This window comes from Bradyrhizobium manausense, from assembly GCF_018129685.1.
GTDB classification, from domain to species: Bacteria; Pseudomonadota; Alphaproteobacteria; order Rhizobiales; family Xanthobacteraceae; genus Bradyrhizobium; species Bradyrhizobium manausense_D.
Map to the genome: position 1 here is coordinate 97,431 of NZ_JAFCLG010000013.1, position 22,616 is coordinate 120,046.

Genomic DNA, 22,616 nt, shown 5'->3' on the forward strand with positions numbered 1-22,616 from the left:
TCCAATTGCAGCGAAGCGCGCGCCTCGGCCTACGCGGATCACGGCGCGGCCTTGAGAACGAGCTTGCTTTCGACCGTCCCGGTTTCGCCCTGAACCTTGGCGCCCAGGGACAATTGCCAGCCACCTTCCATCGTTATGGCGGCCTTGAACTTATAGACGCCCGGCTCCGTACTCGGCATCGCCTCGATCGAGGTCTTCATCGTCTCCATGCCGTCCGGAGCCATGTCCAGTCTCTTTGCGAAGATCACCGCATCGGGAACCGGCTTGCCGTCGGGCTTGTGGACCAACCGGACCGAGATGGTCGCGTCCCCCTTCTTGACTGTCTTATCGACCAGTTGAAATTCGTAGTCCTTGATGTCGGCGCGCGCGAGCGTGGCCGAACTTGCCAAGGAAACGGCGATCAACGCCGCCCGGAAGGCAGGCGCGAAGGCATACTTCTTCATTTTGCAAATCCTCGATGACCCGATGCGCCGCGAACGGCGGCGTGCGTTAACCGCGCGGCCCTGAGACCGCGCAGCAGCAGACGGCGTATTGACGCCGATTAGGTCGAGATTCGAGGGGGATGATCCGGAGGGGAACCGATTAGGCCGTCCGCAATCAAGTCGTCGGGCGGAGAAAGCGGCCGACTGGTTTGAAAGGAAACTTGGACACCGTCCGATGGGGATGGCTCGGCCTGCGCGATCGTCAGCATGCACCTCGCGACAAGCGGACAATCCCGGCAGTTGTTGCTCTTTTGGCCGTCCGGACAGCAAGGCATGGCGTCCGACATCGCAGCCAGATCGGTCATCTCGGCGGCAGCCAGACGCTTTGCCGCCGCCGGTGAGACCAGTGGCGCAAAGACGAGCCCTACGATCACGAAGATCGCAAGCATACGACCGATGAGTCGGCGAAGATTCATTGCTCACCATCCCACGGGATCGGGAACTTGGGAAGGACTATCCCTTCACATCTTCGCCAGAGGCGTTTCCAAGCCAAATGAGGGTTATCGGTTAACCGTAGAAGCTTCAACTCGCGATTTCGGAGCCTATAAACTGCATGAATGACCGCCGACCGAACGTTCCGAAAAGGACCACGTCGTATCTCCGGGGCGTCCCGCCCTCCATTCCCGGCGACCCGGCCGGCATGCCCGGAACCGCCAGTCCCACGGCGGCGGGCCGTTTCTCCAGCAATTGTCGCACCGCTAAAGCGGGTACGTGACCCTCGATGACGTATCCCGCGATTTCCGCAGTGTGGCACGCTGCAAGGTCGCCCGGCACGCCGAGGCGCTTCCGGACTGCCGGAAGCTGCGCCGTCTCCTCGACAGTGACGGTGAATCCGGCATCCTTGAGGTGTTGCACCCAACCCGTGCAGCATCCGCAATTCGGATCCTTGTGAACGAGGATGGCTGGCGTCTGCGCAGAGGCGGGATACCCCCGCGCAACCAATCCCGCTGCGAAGATCGCGAGCGCACTTCGCCGAGTCACTGTGCTTAATTTGTACATCTTCTGGACATCCCCTGACGTTCAGCAAGGATCATATCTAGGTCTTCGCGACCGCGGGCCCAAATCCGCGTGATCAGCGTCCCTTGCGCCCTCGGAAACAGTCGGCCGGCCATCGGCCTCATGCCGCGAGCTGCTTGCTTTATTTGAGGCTGGCGGTGACCGCTCTGCAAAGGATGGCCATGCTGTGACGTCGTCGCGGGCCGCGGGCTGGTCTCTTAAGGTCGGATCGAAGCGCGCGTCCGAATCCCGCCGGCATTGCCAAGGACGGAGTCTCGTAGCTTGCGGTCGGCATGAGTCAGCAACCTGAAACATTGCCGGTGGCGTCTTGCGCGGTCGACATGATCGGCCTGATCGGCCGGGATATTGCCAGGATTCCCTTGATGCCGTTTCCGAAGCGGGCAATTGCTTCGCGGTGATTGCGAAGCTCGCTGTATGGCAGATAACGGAGGTTGAGTTCGGCGACCCGTGAGAACGCCGGCCTGGCAAACTGCGCTCTAACTTCACCCTCGCGGTCGTCCGGAGCGACGAGGAAGAAGTTGCGCGCTGCGGCACCATCGATGCCCAGTGCAAGGTCGAGCATCCGGACGATGCCGGAGTAGATGCTGGTGGTGTGTTCGACTTCGAACGCGGCAGCCACATCGCCGCCTTGTTCGATCCAGAGCACGTCGATGAGACGGATAGCGTCCGCAGCGCCGGCCTCGGCCAAGGCCGCAGGCAAGCGGTCGAGACAGCCGTCCGCCAGCCGCCCGTCCTTGTAGGATCGCGCTCCGTCGTTCGAGGCTATCCACACCTGGAAACCAAGGGCTAAACCCAAGTCCCGCAACCACCCTTGGATCTCGGTATGGGTATGGTCCGCCTCACGGGCTGCTGCCACCGCTTTCGAAGACGCTGCGGACTCCGCGCGGACCTCATCGAGATCGGACCTCCAACGCTCGAGGGAGCCGTCTTCTTCGCGGTTCGGAAGCGGATAGCGTCCGGTGCCGACCTCGAAGAGGAACGCCGCCGCAGCTCCGAGATCGTTGGAAAGCAGATTCCGATGCTGCGAGTTCAGCGCCAACACTCCCCGGCGCATGGCGAGATATTGCTCCCAACGGCCCAATTTCACGTCCGCTCCCGACAGGGCATTGTATCCTCTCACGATGGCGGTGTTGAACGGCGGCGCGATCGTCGGATGCAGGAAATACAGCAGATTTGCGGCTGCGGGACCGAGCCCCTTGATGGTCGCCCGGTCGAGGTTCTGGATCGCTTCGATCACGTGTTCCTCGGTATTACAGCAAAGACAGGTATCGAGGAAATTCCCGAAGGCCACCTGGTTAGACCGATTTTCGTAGATGTCCGGGATACGGAGCTTCGGTTTCCACATGAATGCATGGTCGGCACCCTTGAAGACCTGCCGCTGCTCGGCGATCGAATCCAGCACCGTTTCGAGCGATGAGCCGCGATAGGCGTTTCCGAACGTGTCAGCCTTGATCTCGGCGATCACCTCCTGAAGTCCGCGCCTGATAGATCGGAAATTTTTTATCCGGGCGTCCCACAGAAACCACGTCCGGTACGTCCCCGCCTCGTCATTCCTCCAATGCCGTATAAGATCTCCGACCCAAGCCTGCTCCATTCGCTAAACCACCCGTTCTAACTTCGGCGGCAGGCCATTCGGCCTCGCGCCCGGTACCCGAACTCTCGTGCAAGCTCAACCAATATACCGGACTTGTCCCTTTCCGCACAGTTAAGACGACACTTCGGTCTTGTCCTTCCGGTTTACAAACCGGACGCCGATCCGCATCTCCTTCCGCCAGACCACCCGGCATCGGCGGCCGCCGCCTTCGAGCTCAAGGACAACGGAATCTGGAATTCCGATCGGCGACGCCACCTCCAGCGAGGCACCACTGTCCGAAAGGTTCCGCACGGTACAGCTAATGGCCCCTCCCCCGAAGGAGATCGTCGCGGCCTTCAGGACTTTGTGACGCGCCGCAGACCTGTTGTCGTCTTCCATCCAACATCCTCCACCTGTCTTCGGCCGACGATAGGCCGCTGTCGGCTCAGTGTTTGTGTTCACCCTTTTGCTCGGTTGGCATCGACATCCCGGCCCCGGCCTTCTTGCCATTTTTTTCCGGCTTCTTGCCGTCCCCCTTGTCCATGGACTCCATCTCTTCGTCCGGAGGCGCCCTCGCGACCATGTCCTTGTAGTGCTCGGCGGATAGGCCGGGCAACTTGGTGACGAATGCGACGATGCTCCAGATGGTCGCATCGTCATGTCCGAGACCCCACGCCGGCATGCCGCTCATTTTCAACCCATGTTTGGTGACCCAGAACACGGTCTTGGGATCGAAACGCTGCTCGGAGAGGTTGGGTGGCTTCGGGTAGAGGCCGGGCCGGATTTCCGAATCCGATTGCTCGGGCGCAAGGTGGCAATTCACGCACATCGCCGCGTACTGTCCCGCTCCCTTCAGGACGAGTTGTTCGTCCTCAAGGTCGGGTAGCTCGATCCGGCCGGCACGTACCGCGATGGAGCGGTTGCGAACGGTTTCCATCACCTTTCGGGTGATTTCCCAATGCGGCGCGTCCGCGCCGACGTCGTAGAACCCGTAACCCACGTAGAACAGGATTCCCCCGAAGAGGACCAAGGCAGCAAGGACCGCCATACCCAATCGTCTTGTCATTTAGCGTCCACCTTTTTGGGCTGTCGGGGCTTCTCGCCGACGATCGTTGAGCCGGGTTCGTTTCGGAAGGACGGCGGCCGGTCCAGCGAACGGGACCAATCGCGGTACAACGCGACGCAGGTCATCAGCGTCAGGCCGGCCATGCTGACCAGGATCTGAGCGGAGAGCGCATCCGAGTACATTTCGAGGACGAAATGCCCGACGAACGACAGAAAGATGCCGACGCAGAACACTTCGAGGGACCGCTGGCCGCACGCGATCACGGGCCGCAGCACCGCCGAACGCAGCCCGCTCCAATCGGACGGAAGGAGACGGACCACGACGACGGCGAGGGCGAGTAAGTGCAGCACCCGGTAGGGCGCGAGGTTCGTCTTGTCGTTAGGAACGAACCATTCGAGCACGACGGCGGGCATAAAACCCGTCCTCCCGACGCGGTCGGCGAGCGTCACGACCAACGCGAAGAGAAGGAAAGCGACGCTCGCAGCGAGGACGGCCCGGGACCGAGCCAGTACCATCATAGTCGCGCGACCGCCCAAGGCCGCCCACGCTCCCAGCGTGAACAAAAGCTGCCAGGCGAACGGATTGAAGTACCAGCCGCCGGAAGGATATGCCGCGAAATTCCAGCCGAACACGCGTGCCGCCAGGTAGATCGCGGTCGAGGCTGCCAACGCCGCATGCGGCCACCGCCTCATCACGATCAGCAGCGGCGGAAAACCGGCCATGAGAACGATGTAAAGCGGAAGGACATCCAGGTTTAGCGGCTTGAACTTCAGAAGCAGTCCCTGCGTAAGCGTGGCGACGGGCTGCTCGATGAGGCCGGCGACATTGAATTCGTCGAGAAGGTGCGAATGGCCGTAGCGCTGCGCCACATAGCCGATCGCCGCGGCATAGAAGACGAACAGCAGGACGTGGGCAACATAAAGCTGCCAAACGCGCCGCATCAGCAGAGCCGTACCGGCAAGGATGCCCTGAACTATCAACTTTCTCGCATACACGAACGCGGCCGTGTACCCCGAGATGAAGACGAAGATGTCGGCGGCGTCGCTGAAACCGTAGTTTCTCGTCGTCAGCCATGCGACCGCGTTGTTGGGGATATGGTCAAGAAATATCGCCCAGTTCGCGAGACCGCGGAACAGGTCGAGACGGAGATCGCGCCCTTCGCGAGACGGCGCCGTGGGCCCCGTCATATGCGGCGGTCGGAAATTCGCGAGAACGTTCATTTCGCCGGTCGGGCCGGCAGGTCGGGCGCGTTCGACGACGGAGGATTTGCGGAGAGTTCGGAGATCAACTGCTTCATCTCCGCAATCTCCTTCACCTGCGCCTCGATGATGCCGTCGGCCAGCTTGCGGACGCGCGGATCGCGGATGTGGGCTCGCTCGCTGGTCATGATCGCGATCGAGTGATGCGGGATCATCGCCCTCATGTAGGCGACGTCGCCGACTGTCTGCTGGCTACGGACGAGCCACAGCGCCACGCCGAACACTACGACACTGCCGAGTACGATCCCGATGTTCGCCTGCCGGTTCTTGTACATCATCCACATGAAGCCGATCATGATGACTGCCATGGTAGCGCCCATCACCAGCGCCATCCACATCCGTGTCTGGCTGAAGAGCACGTGGTCGAGCGCATAGACGTTCAGATACATCAGAGCGAACATCACGACCGTCGAGGTCGCGATCATTGCGGCGAAGCGGGTATAGGCCATCGTTCGTATTTCCTTTCCATCGCGAGGTTGAGGAGCCGAAAGGGCCGGCTCGTCGCCGGCCCCCGGCTTCAGGCCGCCATCGCCTTGCAGCTCTCGGCGCATCTCTTGCAGGCCACGACGCAGTCGTCCATTCCGCCGACGCGCTCGCAATCCTTGGCGCATTCCGCGCAGATCTCCGCGCATTCGCGGCAGACATGCTTGTGATGTGGACTGCCCAGCAGCATGAAATGGGCGGCAGTCCGGCATATCTCGGCGCAAGCCATCATCAGCCTGATGTGCTCTGGCTCGACGTGCTTTCCGCCGGTCTCCAGGCAATGCGTCATGGCCATCCCGAGACAGGTTCGGTAGCACTGCAGACATTCGTCGATGCACGTCTTCGTATCCTTACTCACCGTCATCGCGCTCTCCTTTGTTTTCCCGCCCTCATTGCACATTCAGGACCAGCATGAGGCCGCCGCCGCCGTGCTGCTCCACGTTGTTGTTGGCCGTGTGGTGCGGGATGTGGCAGTGCACCAGCCATTTGCCCGCCTTCCGCGCCGTCCAGACCACGTCGTAGCGCTGGCCGGGACCGACGTTGACCGTATCCGCCTGGTATCGCGCGGTGTCTTTAAGGTTCACGCCGTCCAGGGCGACCACTTCGAACGGCCCGCCGTGCACGTGCATGGGATGCACGAAGTTGTTGTTCGTGCCGATGAAGCGAAGTTTGATGGTCTGTCCGACCTTCATGGCGACCGTGTCGGTCGAGGGGTATGCCTTGCCGTTGATCGTGAAGTAGTTCGGAAGCGCTCCTTCCATCAGCATCGCCGGATAGGTCAGCCATTCGCGTTTGAGCCATTCCTGTAGCTGGATCGTGTAATCGAGGTCGACCTTCACCTCGGCGGACGGATCCTTCGGTGTGATCAGCAGCGCCCCGTAGAGCCCGAGCGCCTGCTGGCGGTCCGGATGATCGTGGCTGTGGTAAAAGTACGTGCCGCTCTGGCCCACGTCGAATTCGTAGGTGTAGGAGCCGCCCGGTGGCACGGGGTCTTGGGTGACGTTGGCCGGTCCGTCCATCTCGTTCGGCACGATCAGTCCGTGCCAGTGAACGGTGGTGCTCTCCGGAAGCGCATTACGGAAGTTGATGCGGACGTGATCTCCCTCCGTCACCTGCAGCCGCGGTCCCGGGACCTGACGGTTATAGGCGTAGGCCTCGACCGCCACGTCCGGGAGGATGTTCCAGCGGATGATCTCGGCCTTGATGTCGAAGACCTTGACCCCGTTCTCGATGCGCGGCGCAAGGACCTTGTCGCCCCTCGCGTCGGGCGCCGCCACGTAGGCGACCTGCCGCGGCTTCACGGCGGCCATGTCCTTCATCGCCTCGCCGGGCAGGTCGAAGGTGTTGATCATCCCCGGCGGCATGATGGAGCCGTCGACGTCGCGGGCGCTGAGACCGAGATTGACGGAAAACCCCGGCAGCACCATTCCGGAGATCAGGAGGAACGACGTCACGCCGGCGAGCGCCGCCAACTGTGGCGTCGTCGCGTCGCCACCCATCTGATGGCCCCCGCCACGGGACTTTTCGCGTTCGCCCGGCTTTTTCGCTTTCTGTTCCCCATGTCCCTCCATGCGACTCATCTGCCCATCCGACATCTGACCCATTTCGGACTTCATTCCGGACATGTCGTGTTGTTGGCCGGGCGCCTCCGGCCGTTCGGTCATCAGGCCGTGCTTGATCTTCTTCTTCACCATCCAGACGTTGAACGGATAGGCGGTCGTGAATCCGACCATGACGCCAAGAGACATCACGCCCCAGAAGACGAATTCGAGCGGATCCATGGCGCGCATGTCGCGGCCCATCATCAGCAGGCTCATCGTCGGCGCCATTCCCGCCATCATCGCGTTCATGCTGATGAATTCCGGCATGAAGCTCTTGCGGACGTTCTCCCAATAGGTGCCGCCCATCATCTTCTTCATGAAGAGGGACTGGAAAATGAAGAGACCGAACGAGAAACCGGCGATGTATTCGACGATTAGGTCGATCCACATCGGAAGACCCAGGAGTGCCGTCACGGTCGCCGCCAGAATGATGCCTGTGGCATCCCCCGCAACGCAATGAATAGTGCTTCCGACACCCTGCTTCCAGAGCGGCGACGTGAAGTGCTCATGCTCCCCTGGACGGGGCTCCTTGTCCGCGAGCACGTAGAGCAGCAATCCGAACGGGCCCATGTAGAGCGTGACCAAGATGAAACCCCACTTCATCACCGTCGGCTCGGGATTGCCGTTGAACTGGTCGAACGCGACGTAGGCCGTAGAGCCCGCCGCGAGGACGAACCATGCGATCAGAAAATAATCGTAGGGAAGTGCGATCATGGAGTCCTCGCGGTCAGGTGTTAGGCAATTCAGCCGCCGTGCTTGCCGATCCAGTCCTTGAGCATGGTCTGCTCTTTCGTCTGATCCTTGACCGCCTTCTCGGCCATTTCGCGGATCATCGGATCTTTGGTCTCCTTCAGCACCGTCTGCGACATCTCGATCGCGCCCTGATGGTGAGCGACCATCATCTTCGCCCACGCCTTCGTAGGGTCGGGATCCATTCCCTTCTTCATGTCGGCATTCATTTTTTCCATCGACTTCGTGTAGGCCGGACCGGCGTCGTCGGCGTACGAAGGCATCGATAGCGCAAACAGCACCGCGACAGACGCGGCCGAAATCTTCAGGATGTTCCGTGTCATCTCATTCTCCATTGTTTGAAAACACATTCGCAAACGGCCGGCACAAATTGTTGTTCCGCGGATGTGGCGACGACATTTCCGGCTTTGGCGACGAGCGTTTGCACAAGCGCGAGCACGCGCTGTCGACAGGACCTCGCCGGACTGAGCATCTTCTAAAAAACCGGGTTCATGGCCGACGTGCGCGGCAGACCTCCTGCAATTTCAGGCAACGGCATGTCGCCGCGGCGGGCGGAAAAGCACTCTCCGGACAGCCTGGGTATTTGCTAAGCCTGTCGTGCTGCGGCGGCGATGCGCGCTGGCTCGAACCGATCATCGGTACCTCCACGTCGCAGCGAGCAGTCGCTCTTCCCACAATGCGCTGGAGGTAGCGAAGACATTGTAGCCGACCCACGGATGCCTCTTAATCGAATCCAGCCGCTTGATTCCGTCGAGACGGTTGAACCGGCACGCCCTGGGATCGAACACAAATACTCTGAGCGACATCTCTTCGAGGAGGTGACGCGTGATGCCATGCGTCGTGTCGGATCCGTGCTCCTCGCAGATGACCACGCAATCGTTCCGCGCCGGTCAGCGCTTCGATTTCCACGCCTTCCACATCGAGCTTGACCACCACCGGAAGCGATGCATCGACGAGCCCGCCCGCAACCAGGCTGTCCAGCGAAACGACAGGTACGGCGTCCGGCTCGTTTTCGGTCAGCCTGAGGGTCTCCAAGGCTTCATGCCTTGCGCCCGTGATCCTCACAAAACCGGCCGCCTGTCCACCGACCGCGGCGTTGAGCCATCGGAAACGGTCGCCGTTCAGGAGCGCGTTCGCGCCAAGCCGTTTCGCGTTTTCCGGAGACGATTCGATGGCGAGCGTGGGCTGCCTGCCGAAAGGCCGGCTGGACGCCAGCACGGACCAGTAACCGAAGTTCGCCCCGCAGTCGACGAAGGAGTACCTGAGGTCTGCCGCGCACCTTAAGAAGGCTTCGATCTCCTCTTCATGATCGTATCTCGGATTAAGCATTCTGCTCCCCGTCGCAGAACGGGATGGCGAAGTCGGCATCCTCGTTCAACCGGACGATGATGTCGCGATCGGCAACGACAGTCGCGACCGCCTTGCAACCGTGCCTGTAGCCGCGATGTCCGTAAGGTCGCGTGATGACGGATCCGGCCTGAAGGGCCAGCACCGCAATGCGGTCGATCACGCCGGCGCCGCTCAGCCTTCCGCTCTTGCGATCGAAAGCGAGCGGTCGTTCGGACGCAACTCCGTCAGCCTGGCGCAACGATGCCTCCATGCGTTTCCCTCCAAGATCCGCTTCTCGACCCGGTGCCGCCGGCTCACGCAGCGCGGCGGCACCGGCCGTTCCGGGGTTACTTACGCTTCTGAATCTTCGTGATCGTGATGCCGGCGGTAGCCCGCTCTGCTTCGAACTGGACCTTGTCGCCGACCTTGACCTGCTTGAGCATCCCCGGGTCCTGCACCCGGAAGACCATGGTCATGCCGTCTTCGTCCATATCGAGGTTCTTGATGGGGCCGTGCTTCAACGTGATCTTGCCGGCGGTCTCGTCGATCTTCTTCACCTCGCCGTTGACCATTGCGTTCTGGGCGAACGCCGCGGTCGAAATTGTCGCTAGAACGACGGCGAAAACCGCTGCTGGAAGTTTGTTCTTCATGATGTTTTCCTTGGCTTTGTCGGGATCACTTGACGACGATCGTGCCGACCATGCCGGCTTCGCGATGACCCGGGATTAGGCACGAATATTCGAACTCTCCGGGCTTGCTGAACTTCCAGACGATCTCGTCGGTCTTCTTGGGGGCAAGCCGCTTGCCGTTCGGGTCGTCGTGCTCCATGTCCGGATTCTTCTTCATGGCCTCCGCATGCTTGAGATTCTCGGCGGTCGTCGCCAGGATGAATTCATGGTCGAGTTCGCCGTTGTTGCGGAGCACGAACTTGACCTGCTCGCCCGTCTTGATCTCCAGTTTTGCGGGCATGAACATCATCTTCCCGTCCATCTCGCCCATGGTCACCTGGACGATCCGGGCGGGCTTCTTGGCATCGCCGGGCTCGCCGGCGGAGAACGTCTCGTCGTGGCTGTGGCTGTGGCCGGTCGGACCCTCGCCCGCCCAAACGGCGGTACCGCCTGCGAGCAGCAACCCCGCGATTGCCGAAACGACGGCTTGATTGATGGTCTTCATTAGTCTTCTCCTGTCTGATGTTTAGTTCGAAAAGGCGTCCGGATCACATGCCCTTCATGCCTTTCATTCCTTTCATGCCCTTCATTTGCGTCGTCCCGCCTTCCTCCTTGCCGCCGTTCTGGCGGGGAGCCGCTGAGGCGGGCGCATCGACTTCGTATGCGACCGTGCCTTGCGGATTTTTGTAGGGGCCCGGGTCCTTGTAATCGTCGCGGGCCATTCCTTCCCGGATCTTCATGACGGAGAACATGCCGCCCATTTCGATGGGGCCGAACTGGCCGGAGCCCGACATCATCATCAGCGTGTTGTCCGGCATCGGCATCTCCATCTCGCCCATGGCCATTCCGGTCGAACCCATCACCATCGCTTCGGGCGCGAGCTTGCCGACAGCCTTGGCGAGATCCTTCTTCGACACACCGATCATGTTGCGCATGTCGTGCCCCATCGAGTTCATGGTGTGGTGCGACTTGTGGCAGTGGAACGCCCAGTCGCCGGGATTGTCCGCGAGCACGTCGAAGGCGCGGACCGCTCCGACGGGCACGTCGGTCGTCGTCTCCGGCAACTGCGCGCTTTCTGGCACCCAGCCTCCGTCTGTGCAGGTCACCGCGAAGCTGTGCCCGTGCAGATGGATCGGGTGGTTGGTCATCGTGAGATTTCCGATGCGCACGCGCACCTTGTCTCCCAGGCGGACGGGCAGCGGATCGATGCCGGGAAACACGCGGCTGTTCCACGTCCACATGTTGAAGTCGGTCATCTCGTTGACCTTCGGCAGGTAGGTGCCGGGGTCGATCAGGTACGTGCTCATGATGAAAACGAAGTCGCGGTCGACGGGCCGGAAGGTCTGGTCCCGGGGGTGGACAATGAACATGCCCATCATGCCCATCGCCATCTGCACCATCTCGTCCGAGTGCGGGTGGTACATGAACGTCCCGCTCGTCTTGATCTGGAATTCGTAGACGAAGGTCTTGCCGGGTTTGATGTGAGGCTGGTTGAGGCCGCCCACCCCGTCCATGCCGTTCGGTACGATCATGCCGTGCCAGTGCACGGTGGTATGCTCGGGCAGCTTGTTGGTGACGAAGATCCGGACCTTGTCGCCTTCGACCGCCTCGATGGTCGGACCGGGCGATTGCCCGTTGTATCCCCACAAGTAGGCCTTCATGCCCTCAGCGAACTCGCGCACGACCGGTTCGGCGACGAGATGGAATTCCTTCCAGTCCCCGTTCATCCGCCACGGCAGCGACCATCCGTTCAACGTCACGACCGGCCGATAGTCCGGACCGGACGTCGGATGCAGCGGCGGCTGCATTACCGCCTTTTCCATGAAGGGCGCTTCCGGAATGTTGGCCGCCTGCACCCGGCCGCTCACTGCGCTCGCGCTTATCAGCGCGGCCGTTCCGATGAATCCTCTACGCGATAGCATGCTTGTCTCCTTAATGGCCGCCGCTCCCGCCGGCCTGGGCGGTGGTGGTCTGACGGGGTTGGTTCTGAGACTCTCCGGAGCCGCCGCCGTTGACGACCGTCTGAAGGTCGGACTGGGCGAACCAGAAGTCTCGCTTGGCCTCGATTCCGGCGCGCAGCGATGCGATGCGCTGGCGCGCCTCGGTCAGCAGCGCGAAAACGTCGATCTGCATGCTCGAGAAGCGTAGCTGCATCTCTTCGGTGATGATCTTGCGCAGCGGCAGCACTTCACGCTGGTACTGGCCGGCGATTTCGTAGGTCGACCTGTAGACGCGATATGCGTCCCTCGCCTCAGAACGTACGTTGATCGCCTTTTCGGTCAGGCGGTTGAACGACTGGTTGTAGGTCTCGGTGGCCTGTCGGACCCGCACCTCGCCGCCGTCGAAGATCGGGATCTGGAACTGGATGTCGAAGCCGCGTTCGCGGAAGGGCGCACTTTCGGGATCGCGCGTCTTGCGGTCGATCCCCGCCACGTCGAGCAGGGTCACGAACCGGCTCGCTTCCGTCAGATTGAGGGATTTTGCGAGCGCGTCGAGTTCGATCCGCGCGATCTGAAGGTCGATGCGGTGGCTGACCGCATCGACCTCGATCAACGGGAGCGCCGACGGATGCCGGGGCAACGCCGGCAACGTGCTCGGAATCCGGAAGGCCAGGTCACTTCCCCAAAGCCCCATCAGACGCGCGAGGCGTTCGCGCGAGCTCGCCGCCTCCTGGCGTATCGATCCGAGTTCGGCCGTGGTCTCGGCATAGAACACCTGCTCGCGCGCCTGGTCGAGCTTGTTGAGCGATCCGGTCTGGCCGAGTTTGAGGGCGAGCTGCGCCGTGGATTCCGCGGTGGATTTGGCGTCCGCGAGAAGTCCGATGAGTTCGTTGGCGGCGACCGCGCGGTAATAGGACCGTCTGACTTCCGCGGCGAGCCGCAGCGTCTCGAGGGCGGCCCGCAACTGTGCCTGCCGGAATCGTTGACGTGCGATTTCCGAGCGGAACGGAAGGGTGGCGAGCGCCAGAATGTCGCCGACGACCTGCCGTTCGATCTCGACTGCTCCGTTGCCCGATATTCGTGAGATCGAGAACGTGGGATTGGGCGGCAGGCTCTCCTGGACGAGGTCCGCTTCCGCCAGCGCCAGTTCGTTGTAGGCCGCCTGAAGGCCCCGGTTGCTGAGGAGCGCGACCTGGACCGCGGTTTCGACGTTCAGGGTCCGGCGCAGCAGCCGCTTGACCGCATCGTTCGCGACTACGACGTCGTCAGCGGTCCGGATCGAAATCACGTCCTTCTTGATGGTGCCGCCGGCGATGTCGGCCACCGCCGTCATGCCGCCGTCCGGAGAGAACGTTGCGCAACCCGAGAGCAGCAGCGCGGCTGACAGCGACGATAACGCCGTTCTGGCCCCGGTGGCGCCCGTCGCGCGTCGCAGTCGGATGAAAAGTGTTTCTGTCATGGCGTCCTCCTACTGCTCGGATTTGGGCGTGGGAGTTACGCGCTGGTTCTGTTCTTTCCAGCCGGATGGCGCGGTCGGCCGCATGCTTGTGTAGGGCGCGATGCCGGAGCGGTAGCTGACGCCGGCGACCGGCACGTTCGGGTCGGCCGGATCCGCACCGACGAGCGGAACGGTCGGAATGCATCCCCCGAGCGACAACGTCGCGGCGGTCATCCCCACGATTGCCCGAAATCTATTGCCTAATATCCTCTTCACCACCGACCGGACGGCGGCGAGAATCGCCCCAAGCTGCGCAAACATTATCTTTTCCTGAACTGACGATGGACCACAGGCGCGCGAGCCCTCGACAGGCACGGCACCGCGTAGCTTCGATCAGGTCAGGAAATGGGGGGGCGATAGTGCCGGGGGGGAGCCTTGTCGGCGACGTTCAGGTAACCTTCGACTTCGCAAAGCGCCGTCGGAGCGGAAGGCGTCACGATGTCGACGACCTTCGCCGGAAGAGCGGTCACGCACATCAGCCCGCAGCACTCCCCGCCGGATTTATGCGGAGCTTTTTCGGGAGCCGACTTCGAATCCGATGCCACCGACATCGAATGGTCACCGCCGCCGGAATGTGCCGGCGCAGCGGCATGATCATGGATCTGGCCGTCGTCGTGCAAATGTTGCGGCTCGGAATGGACATGAACCATTCCGGGAACGTGGTTCTCGTCCGTCAGGCACGGCGCGGGCGCGTGGACGCCGGGCAGCGCGTAGGAGATCGTCGGCGCCAGCACGCAAAGCAGATAGGCAAGGGCTATCAGCCACCCTGCCCTTGTTCGCTTCGTTCTGGTCAACCGGACGAACATGCAGACATCAACGCCTTTTCGCACCAAGACTCGGGAGCATAGCGGCGAAGATCGCAGCCGCCAAGATGGAACTTTTGGTGTCGCTCATCGGTCAGCCCGGCCGATGACCGCCATTAATTCGGCGATCTTCTTCCTCTGGTCTGTTTTGTCGCCGCTCGCGATGGCGTGTTCGACGCAGTGGGAGACGTGGTCCTTCAGGACTTCCTCCTCGACCCGTCGCAGCGCGGCACGGACCGCCGAAATCTGCGTGACGATATCGATGCAGTAGCGCTCCTCGTCCACCATTTTGGAGAGGCCGCGCACCTGGCCCTCGATCCGGCCGAGGCGTTTCTGACAGGATACCTTGATGTCTTTCCGCATGAGTCTTATATACCCCTACACGGTATGGGTTGCAAGTAGGCAAGGAGCTCGAAATGGCCAGCGAACAGAAGGCGATGTCCCGAGGCGGATGCGGATGCTCGTCAAAGGCGGTCGCCGCCGGTCCTGAAACGCCGGTCAAGAAGAGCGGGTGCTGCGGGGGCGGAGACGCGCACGACCATAATCATCACGCTGCGGGCAGAGCCGGCGTCGTAGACCCGGTCTGCGGCATGACCGTCGATCCCGCAACCAGCAAGCATCGCTTCGACTTCAGGGGCGTCACCTACCATTTCTGCTCGGCCGGCTGCCAAACCAAGTTCGCCGCCGCTCCGCAGCAATACCTCGATAAGGCGAACGAAGCGCCGCAGCACGCCGACGTCCCGGAGGGCACGGTCTACACCTGCCCCATGCATCCGCAGATCCGTCAGATCGGACCCGGAAGCTGCCCGATCTGCGGGATGGCGCTGGAGCCCGAACTGGTCAGCCTCGACGACCAACCCAACCCCGAACTGGCCGACATGACCCGGCGCTTCTGGGTGGGGCTGGCGCTGGCGCTGCCGGTCATTGTACTCGAGATGGGCGGCCATCTGGTCGGCAGCCACGGCTGGATCGACCAAAACCCCTCGAACTGGATCCAACTCGTCTTCGCCATGCCGGTCGTTCTCTGGGCCGGGTGGCCGTTCTTCGTGCGCGGCTGGCAGTCGCTGGTCACCCGAAACCTGAACATGTTCACCCTGATTGCGATGGGCGTGGGCGTCGCCTTCGCCTACAGCGTTGTCGCCACCATAGCGCCGGGCATCTTCCCGCCCGCATTCCGAAGCCACGGCGGCGCGGTGGCGGTCTATTTCGAGGCCGCTGCGGTGATTACCGTTCTGGTCCTGCTCGGCCAGGTCCTGGAGCTTCGAGCCCGCGAGGCCACCTCCGGCTCGATCAAGGCCCTGCTGGATCTGGCGCCCAAGACCGCCCGCCTCGTCGACGAGAACGGGGCGGACCAGGAGGTCGCTATCGACAGCCTGAACGTCGGCGACAAGCTGCGGGTCCGACCGGGGGAAAAGGTGCCGGTGGACGGCGTCATCATCGAAGGCCGCTCGTCCCTCGACGAGTCGCTGGTGACCGGCGAGTCCATGCCGGTCTCCAAGGAGAGCGGCGCCAAGGTGATCGCCGGCACCCTGAATCAATCGGGCGGGTTCGTGATGCGGGCCGAGAAGGTCGGCCGTGATACCCTTCTTTCCCAGATCGTGCAGATGGTGGCGCAGGCGCAGCGTTCCCGCGCTCCCATCCAGCGTCTCGCCGACCAGGTCGCCGGCTGGTTCGTGCCGGCCGTGATTGCGGCAGCCCTCGTCGCCTTCGGCGCCTGGGCGCTGTTCGGCCCGGAGCCGCGGCTCGCGTTCGGACTGGTTGCGGCCGTGAGCGTCCTGATCATTGCCTGCCCTTGCGCCCTCGGACTTGCGACGCCGATGTCGATCATGGTCGGCGTCGGACGCGGAGCCCAGGCCGGCGTCCTGATCAAGAATGCGGAAGCGCTCGAACGGATGGAAAAAGTCGATACGCTTGTCGTCGACAAGACGGGAACGCTGACCGAAGGCAAGCCGAAGGTGGTCGACATCATCCCTGCGCAGGGATTCGACGAAGCGGAAATTCTGAAGCTTGCGGCGAGCGTCGAACGGTCCAGCGAACATCCGCTCGCCGACGCGATTGTCCGGGCGGCGAAAGAACGGAATCTGGCTCTCGCCGATGTCCAGGAGTTCGATTCCCCGACCGGCAAGGGAGTTACGGGTAAGGTCGGCGGCAGGTCGGTCCTGCTCGGCAACTCCAATTTTCTGAAATCCGCGGGCATTGAAACGCAACTGTTGGAGACGCAGGCGGAAAAGCTGCGAGGCGACGGCGCGACGGTCATCAACGTCGCGGTCGACGGCAGACTCGCCGGCATTCTGGCAATCGCCGACCCGGTCAAGGCGTCGACGCCGGATGCACTGAAGTCGCTGGCCGCCGAAGGCATCAAGGTCATCATGCTGACCGGCGATAACCGTACGACGGCAAGCGCGATCGCGCGGCGGCTCGGCATTCCAGACGTCGAGGCGGAGGTGCTTCCGGATCAGAAGAGCGCCGTCGTCAGCAAGCTCCAGCAGGAAGGCCGCGTCGTCGCGATGGCGGGGGATGGCGTCAACGACGCCCCTGCCCTCGCGGCGGCGGACGTCGGAATCGCCATGGGTACCGGAACGGATGTCGCGATGGAGAGCGCCGGCGTCACCCTGCTGAAGGGCGACTTAGGCGGCATCGTCCGCGCCCGGCGTCTTTCTCAGGCGACGATGAGCAACATCCGGCAGAACCTGTTCTTTGCTTTCATCTATAACGCGGCGGGAATTCCGATCGCGGCGGGCATCCTGTATCCGACGTTCGGATTGCTGCTCTCCCCGGTCATTGCCGCTGCCGCAATGGCGCTCTCGTCCGTGAGCGTTGTCGGCAACGCGCTGCGGCTGCGAGCGGTTCGGATATAGCTGAAAGAGTGCTGAATTGCCCCGCAGTGCGGAGAGCGCCGTGACGCTGCATTCTCCTTTCCGACCTCATTGTCGGGGCCGGTCCGTACGAAGCGAAATATCTCGGACCTGGCCCAGACGGCTGTGCCAATTTCGCAATCCAGGGCGCGTCGGGGCAGAGGAACACCCGTGACGGGTCTTTCAGCATCGACGCAGTAGTAAAGGTTCGACTATGACAACCAAACTCGACTGCCTGGTAATCGGCGGCGGCCCCGCCGGCCTTACCGCTGCAATATATCTGGGCCGTTTTCGGCGCAATTTCGTCGTCGCGGACGCCGGTGCCAGCCGGGCCCTTTGGATTCCGAAATCACATAATCATGCCGGCTTTCCGGAAGGAGTAACCGGCAGCGAACTGGTGGGCCGTATGCGCTCGCAAGCCGTGAAATATGGAGCGCGTATCGTTTCAGGCACCGTATCCGAACTTGAGCACTTGCCGGACGGAACGTTTGAAGCAACACTCGAAGGCACACAAGTCAGTGCAAAAACCGTCCTGCTCGCCACAGGCGTGATCGACAAGGAGCCGGCGCTTCCTAACCTCTTCGATGCGGTTCAGAAAGGCCTCATCCGCCACTGCGGAATTTGTGACGGATACGAAGTGATCGACCACAAAATTGCGGTCATCGGCCATGGCGAAACCGGTCTCGGTGAAGCGCTTTTCCTGAGGACCTACACGTCCGACATCACGCTGTTCTCGCTGGGCGAGCCGCTAAGGCTCGATAGCGCGCAGCGGCAAAAAATGCATGCCGCCGGCATCAAGGCCGTCGAAGAGGCGGTCACGCAAGTCGAAATCGATGAGGGCAAGATCGTTGGGCTCACCATGAACCGTCACGGTACGCTTGCGTTCGATACCCTCTACTCGGCTTTAGGCTGTGCCCCGCGATCATCTCTAGCGGGCGCACTGGGAGCGGCTCTCGATAATCACTGCGTGGTTGCCGACGAGCACCAGCGAAGCACGGTCGCGAACTTTTTCGTTGCGGGAGACGTCGCGAAGGGTGTCGACCAAATCAGCGTCGCAATGGGACACGCTGCTGCCGCAGCAACTGCCATTCATAACTCGCTGCGCGAATAGCCCCTTCGTGGGGCTATCGTCCAGGATCGGTGCCATTATCGTCAGGCCGATCAGGCACGGTGACGGCGCTGCTGCGCGCAGCCACGAAAGTGTGCACCGTCGCCGGACGTAAGACCCCGCTCACCAGTGATGGTGATGATGGCCGAAACCGCCGCCGAAACCGAAGCTGATGCCGGGACCGTAGCCATAACCGTATCCCGGATTGTAACCATAGCCATGTCGCCGCATAGGATATCTTATGGAACTTCTGAACTTTTTTGATTTGACTGAGGCAGCGATTACTGCCCGTTCTAGGAACGGTTAAACTGATTAGACAGCTGGCGGGGTCACGGTCGCGAAGGCGGTCTGAGTAGGCCATTTTGGATCACTGGCCGAAAGACGCGGCTGTTATGGTTCGCCGATCCGGCCTGCCCGTTTGCCAAAAGAATACGTGCGAAAATATGTATGGGCCGCTGGGTCTAGCAACATTCGGCGCCTTCCTCTAGGTCCCGGCTACTTGTTCCCGCGGCCCTTGTGATTGCCCAGGAAGGTGACCTGCTTCTGGCGTCCGCCTTTTCCAGGTTTTTACGACAGGACTATGACGCCGAAAGATTGTTAATCGGTTGCCAAATACGTCATGCAATGCGCTTTTTTATGCCAAGGGGTTTGAAGGTTTGGGGGCGATGAAGCGGGTCATTTTTGGCGTTTTGCTTGCGACAGGGTGCATCTGCGACGGCGTTGCGGCGGATGCGAGTCGGCCCCGCCTCGCGGAGGCTTTCGACTGGACCGGACCATTTATTGGCGCCCATTTCGGCTATTCGGCCGGAAGCTCACAGTTTTCGTCAAGCGGCACGGGAACGCCGCCGATGGCGGGATCGTTCGGCCTGTTCGGTGCCTTCGACCCCTTCAAGGGAACGGGCAGCTACGCCATAGGACTGAGCGCCGGGTACAACTACATGCTGCCTTCTCGTTTGGTCCTTGGCATCGAGGCCGACGTGTCCTTTCCGAGTACGATCGCGGGCTCCGCCTCCCTCCCCGGTGCGCAGGGCCCCTCGACGCTCAAAGAAGCGGTGCAAGCCTCTGGATCGGTGCGCGCGCGCCTTGGCTACGCGCCGGGTGCCTGGCTTTTCTACGCCACGGGCGGCCTGGCGTGGACTTACGATCGGTCGACGCTCGCACCGGTCGCGGCCGCCGACGGCGAGATGCACGATCTCACCCGGCTCGGTCTCGCATGGGGCGCGGGGGCGGAGTTCGGGTTATCGCCCAACTGGTCGGCAAGGTTCGAATATCTCGGCACAGGTTTCGGATCGCAAGGCGTGACATTCTCGGGAGCGGCGCAGCGGGTTTCGTCGGATTGGGCGGTCCACACGGCACGCCTGGGCTTCAACTATCGGTTTGGCCGGCATGACCGGCAAGTGCTCGACGAGGGCCTGAAGCCTCTGGAGATCGACTGGTTCAATCTGCGGGCTCAGACCACCTACCTGCAGCAGTATGCGGCGCCGTTTCGCGCACCCTATCGCGGCACGAACAGCCTCATCCCCAACCAGTCCCGCGAAACTTGGGACGTCACCTTCTATGCCGGCATCCGGCCGTGGGAGGGCGGCGAATTCTGGATCAATCCGGAGATCGACCAAGGGTTCGGTTTGAGTTCGACGCTTGGCGTCGCGGGATTTCCAAGCGGCGAAGCCTACAAGGTCGGCTCTGCCGTTCCCTACGCTCGGATTCCGCGGGCTTTCTTCCGCCAGACGTTGAATCTCGGCGGCGAAACGAAGAAGGTCGACGGCGACATCAATCAGTTCGCCGGTACCCAGACGAACGATCGGATCGTCGTGACGGTCGGAAAGTTCGCCGTAACAGACGTGTTCGATACCAACAAATACGCGCACGACCCGCGCAAGGACTTCATGAACTGGTCGCTCGTAGACACGGGTACTTTCGACTATGCGGCGGACGCCTGGGGCTACACCTATGGTGCCGCGGTCGAATGGTACAAGGGCTCCTGGACTTTGCGCGGCGGCCTGTTCGATCTGTCGAGGGTGCCCAATAGTTCGGAACTCGATCCGACCTTCCAGCAATTCCAATGGGTCGGAGAAGTCGAACACCGGCATGAGATCTGGGGCAAACCCGGCAAGGTCGCGGTGACCGGCTTTCTGACGCGGGGACGCATGGGACGCTTCGACGACGCCGTGGCGCTGGCCCAGGCGACCGGGGGCCCTGCCGACACGGCATCCGTCCGGTCGTATCGCAGCCGCGCGGGCGTCAGCGTCAATCTCGAACAGGAGATAACCCGCGATCTGGGCATCTTTGCGCGCGCGGGCGTCGCGGACGGCTCCGTGGAGTCGTATGAATTCACGGACATCGACAGGACGGCTGCGGCCGGGCTCTCGCTCGCGGGTCCATCGTGGAATAGACCGAATGACGCCTTCGGTCTGGCTGGCGTTATCAACGGCGTTTCAAGCGCGCGGCGGGCCTATCTCGATGCCGGAGGGCTCGGCATTCTGATCGGCGACGGCCGGCTTCCCAATTCTGGTCCGGAGAAGATCATCGAAACCTACTACAGCTTTCCGATATCGGTATGGCGCGCGACCTTGAACTATCAGTTCATCGCCAACCCGGCGTATAACCGGGACCGCGGACCGGTCTCGGTTTTTGGCTTTCGCGTGCGCGCGCAGTTCTAGCAAAGGCATATCACACGGCTATTTCGTCGGGGTCATCTCGCTCAACTCCGCACTTGCGGCGCTGAACATGACATCCGCGGGACGACACTTCGCCATCACCGTTTGCAGGATTTGGCGGCCATCCGGCGTCTTGCCGTTGTGCGCGAGGAACTCGCCGATATAGAAATCCGCTTCGCAAAGGCGCCTGGCCGCGTTGGGACCGTTGCCTTCTTCGGCAATCTGACGTACCTGAACGGTGTCCACATTTCCAAGATAGAGATCGAGGACCGCGCTCGGCCACTGGTCGCGCTTCACCCTGGCTGTGTTCGCTTCGAGTTCCTGGCGGTCGGCGTATCCTTGGTGAACGCGCGCGATGTGCAGCCAGATCGCAGGATTCGGGTTTGATGGTCTGAGGCGAACGGCGGTCTGAAGGTCCTCGACCGCTGCAAAGATAGCGTCCGAGTACATCCGCGCGCGTCCTCGTCCCAGATAGACGGCGGCATTGCCGGGATCAATCTTTTGGGCCCGATCAAAATCGCCGATCGCTTCCTGGTATCTGCCAATCGCCAAATAGGCGTTTGCCCTGTTGGCCCAAAAGATGGGGTCGCTTTCTCGGAGCCGTATCGCCTTGCCAAAATCCGCGATGGCCTTTTCCGTGTCTCCCTGCATTAGGTAGACGCCGCCACGGTTGCTGTAGGCATCGGCAAAGTCCTTCTGCAAGGCAATCGCACGATCGTAGTCGGCTATCGCAGCCTGGTAATCCTGCTTTGCGATGAAGGCGTGGGCGCGATTGTAAAAGGCCTCCGCATACGCCGGATCGAGATGTATTGCGGTCCCGTAATTCTCGATGGCCAAGTCCAATTCGCCCTTACGTTCGTAAACCGAACCGAGATTGTTGTGGATCAGCGCGCTGTTGGGGTTGAGCCGAAGCGCCTGCATCAGGTCGTCGCGCGCGCGGTCGAATTCGCGGCGATCCGTCCAGATGAGCGCCCTATAGACGTAGGAGTTCGGAAACTGCGGCAGGAGTGCGATGGCAGCATCTAGATCGCCAAGCGCACGGTCGCGCAAACCGAGCGCTTCGTAGGAGACCCCGCGGCTGTAGAGAAGAAATCCTCGTTGGTCCGGCGCGAGCTCTCCTCGCCGGAGGACTTCGTTGAACAACTGAATGGCATACGGAAATTGCCGCCGCTCTTTTGCGGCAAACCCTTCGCGGACGAGATCCCCAGCTGTCTGCGCCGCCGAAGGCACTGCGAGGGCGAACATGAACGAGATGCAGAATGCCGCGCAGGCTGCGGCGTATCGAATAGCACTCAGGGGCGCCGCGCCGCGCAGTCTTCCACGTGCCGCGCTTGTTGCCTCCATCCGCGTATTCACGTAGGTGCGCTGAGACATCCGCATACCCTCCCGTTAGTTGGCCGATCTGCGGGAAAAGAGCCCGGTTGCGCGTAGCCCGCAATCACCGCACCGGAACGACCAACCTTCCGACTCCCTGTACCAATCGCCGTCGCTCGCGCATCCTGGACAAGCAATTGTCCCCCTGCCGCC

The 22,616-nt window shown here is 61.9% G+C and carries 24 protein-coding genes; 3 read left to right on the forward strand and 21 right to left on the reverse strand.

Annotated elements, in window-relative coordinates; translation table 11 throughout:
* Window positions 1-38: 38 nt before the first annotated feature.
* The 20 genes from JQ621_RS25430 to JQ621_RS25520 all read right to left on the reverse strand — a co-directional run bounded on the left by JQ621_RS25430 (window position 39) and on the right by JQ621_RS25520 (window position 14,832).
* Entirely contained in the window at window positions 39-443 is a 405-nt protein-coding gene (locus tag JQ621_RS25430; RefSeq protein ID WP_212237967.1) for a FixH family protein, read from the reverse strand.
* 98 nt (window positions 444-541) lie between these two features.
* Window positions 542-898, reverse strand: coding sequence for a hypothetical protein (locus JQ621_RS25435; protein ID WP_212237969.1), 357 nt, complete (start codon window positions 896-898; stop codon window positions 542-544).
* A 106-nt stretch (window positions 899-1,004) separates the two neighbouring features.
* A complete protein-coding gene (locus JQ621_RS25440) occupies window positions 1,005-1,481 on the reverse strand; it encodes a DUF411 domain-containing protein (protein ID WP_212237971.1) in 477 nt (158 codons plus the stop codon).
* A 295-nt stretch (window positions 1,482-1,776) separates the two neighbouring features.
* Complete coding sequence (locus tag JQ621_RS25445; protein WP_212237973.1) at window positions 1,777-3,093, reverse strand: type II restriction endonuclease; 1,317 nt, start codon at window positions 3,091-3,093, stop codon at window positions 1,777-1,779.
* Window positions 3,094-3,204: 111 nt separating this feature from the next.
* Window positions 3,205-3,471 carry a PilZ domain-containing protein gene (locus tag JQ621_RS25450; protein WP_212237976.1) on the reverse strand — a complete coding sequence of 89 codons (267 nt, stop codon included), beginning with the start codon at window positions 3,469-3,471 and terminating at the stop codon, window positions 3,205-3,207.
* A 46-nt stretch (window positions 3,472-3,517) separates the two neighbouring features.
* Window positions 3,518-4,138, reverse strand: coding sequence for a c-type cytochrome (locus tag JQ621_RS25455; RefSeq protein ID WP_212237978.1), 621 nt, complete (start codon window positions 4,136-4,138; stop codon window positions 3,518-3,520).
* On the reverse strand, window positions 4,135-5,358 hold the full coding sequence (locus JQ621_RS25460; RefSeq protein ID WP_409334245.1) for an OpgC family protein: 1,224 nt from the start codon (window positions 5,356-5,358) through the stop codon (window positions 4,135-4,137). The genes JQ621_RS25455 and JQ621_RS25460 overlap by 4 nt, the downstream gene beginning before the upstream one ends.
* On the reverse strand, window positions 5,355-5,846 hold the full coding sequence (locus JQ621_RS25465; protein WP_212237980.1) for a DUF305 domain-containing protein: 492 nt from the start codon (window positions 5,844-5,846) through the stop codon (window positions 5,355-5,357). Before JQ621_RS25465 ends, JQ621_RS25460 begins: the two co-directional genes overlap by 4 nt.
* Before the next feature lie 68 nt (window positions 5,847-5,914).
* Window positions 5,915-6,244 (reverse strand): four-helix bundle copper-binding protein, encoded by a 330-nt coding sequence (locus tag JQ621_RS25470; protein WP_212237988.1) that lies wholly within the window; start codon window positions 6,242-6,244, stop codon window positions 5,915-5,917.
* A gap of 25 nt (window positions 6,245-6,269) precedes the next feature.
* Window positions 6,270-8,195 (reverse strand): DUF4396 domain-containing protein, encoded by a 1,926-nt coding sequence (locus tag JQ621_RS25475; RefSeq protein ID WP_212237996.1) that lies wholly within the window; start codon window positions 8,193-8,195, stop codon window positions 6,270-6,272.
* 29 nt (window positions 8,196-8,224) lie between these two features.
* Window positions 8,225-8,554 (reverse strand): DUF305 domain-containing protein, encoded by a 330-nt coding sequence (locus tag JQ621_RS25480; protein WP_212237998.1) that lies wholly within the window; start codon window positions 8,552-8,554, stop codon window positions 8,225-8,227.
* 400 nt (window positions 8,555-8,954) lie between these two features.
* The gene (locus JQ621_RS35580) at window positions 8,955-9,560 is read right to left on the reverse strand and encodes an FkbM family methyltransferase (protein ID WP_249125561.1); all 606 of its coding nucleotides are present in this window, start codon (window positions 9,558-9,560) and stop codon (window positions 8,955-8,957) included.
* Window positions 9,553-9,831, reverse strand: a complete 279-nt coding sequence (locus JQ621_RS35585; RefSeq protein WP_249125562.1) for a hypothetical protein — start codon at window positions 9,829-9,831, stop codon at window positions 9,553-9,555. Before JQ621_RS35585 ends, JQ621_RS35580 begins: the two co-directional genes overlap by 8 nt.
* Before the next feature lie 76 nt (window positions 9,832-9,907).
* The gene (locus JQ621_RS25490) at window positions 9,908-10,210 is read right to left on the reverse strand and encodes a copper-binding protein (protein WP_212238000.1); all 303 of its coding nucleotides are present in this window, start codon (window positions 10,208-10,210) and stop codon (window positions 9,908-9,910) included.
* A gap of 25 nt (window positions 10,211-10,235) precedes the next feature.
* Window positions 10,236-10,733, reverse strand: coding sequence for a cupredoxin domain-containing protein (locus JQ621_RS25495; RefSeq protein WP_212238007.1), 498 nt, complete (start codon window positions 10,731-10,733; stop codon window positions 10,236-10,238).
* 43 nt (window positions 10,734-10,776) lie between these two features.
* The gene (locus JQ621_RS25500) at window positions 10,777-12,150 is read right to left on the reverse strand and encodes a multicopper oxidase family protein (protein ID WP_212238009.1); all 1,374 of its coding nucleotides are present in this window, start codon (window positions 12,148-12,150) and stop codon (window positions 10,777-10,779) included.
* A gap of 10 nt (window positions 12,151-12,160) precedes the next feature.
* Entirely contained in the window at window positions 12,161-13,627 is a 1,467-nt protein-coding gene (locus JQ621_RS25505; RefSeq protein ID WP_212238011.1) for a TolC family protein, read from the reverse strand.
* Between the two features lie 9 nt (window positions 13,628-13,636).
* Window positions 13,637-13,927, reverse strand: a complete 291-nt coding sequence (locus JQ621_RS25510) for a hypothetical protein (RefSeq protein ID WP_100554763.1) — start codon at window positions 13,925-13,927, stop codon at window positions 13,637-13,639.
* 77 nt (window positions 13,928-14,004) lie between these two features.
* Window positions 14,005-14,472, reverse strand: coding sequence for a hypothetical protein (locus tag JQ621_RS25515; protein ID WP_212238014.1), 468 nt, complete (start codon window positions 14,470-14,472; stop codon window positions 14,005-14,007).
* Window positions 14,473-14,556: 84 nt separating this feature from the next.
* Window positions 14,557-14,832 carry a metal-sensitive transcriptional regulator gene (locus JQ621_RS25520; RefSeq protein WP_212238016.1) on the reverse strand — a complete coding sequence of 92 codons (276 nt, stop codon included), beginning with the start codon at window positions 14,830-14,832 and terminating at the stop codon, window positions 14,557-14,559.
* A 53-nt stretch (window positions 14,833-14,885) separates the two neighbouring features.
* Here JQ621_RS25520 and JQ621_RS25525 point away from each other — a divergent pair, with 53 nt between their 5' ends.
* The 3 genes from JQ621_RS25525 (at window position 14,886) to JQ621_RS25535 (ending at window position 21,092) form a co-directional block, all read left to right on the forward strand.
* The gene (locus tag JQ621_RS25525) at window positions 14,886-17,327 is read left to right on the forward strand and encodes a heavy metal translocating P-type ATPase (protein ID WP_212238018.1); all 2,442 of its coding nucleotides are present in this window, start codon (window positions 14,886-14,888) and stop codon (window positions 17,325-17,327) included.
* Between the two features lie 211 nt (window positions 17,328-17,538).
* The gene (locus tag JQ621_RS25530; RefSeq protein WP_212238020.1) at window positions 17,539-18,435 is read left to right on the forward strand and encodes an NAD(P)/FAD-dependent oxidoreductase; all 897 of its coding nucleotides are present in this window, start codon (window positions 17,539-17,541) and stop codon (window positions 18,433-18,435) included.
* 662 nt (window positions 18,436-19,097) lie between these two features.
* A complete protein-coding gene (locus JQ621_RS25535) occupies window positions 19,098-21,092 on the forward strand; it encodes a carbohydrate porin (RefSeq protein ID WP_212238022.1) in 1,995 nt (664 codons plus the stop codon).
* 18 nt (window positions 21,093-21,110) lie between these two features.
* Here JQ621_RS25535 and JQ621_RS25540 read toward each other — a convergent pair whose 3' ends face one another.
* Entirely contained in the window at window positions 21,111-22,463 is a 1,353-nt protein-coding gene (locus tag JQ621_RS25540; RefSeq protein WP_212238024.1) for a tetratricopeptide repeat protein, read from the reverse strand.
* Window positions 22,464-22,616: the final 153 nt, after the last annotated feature.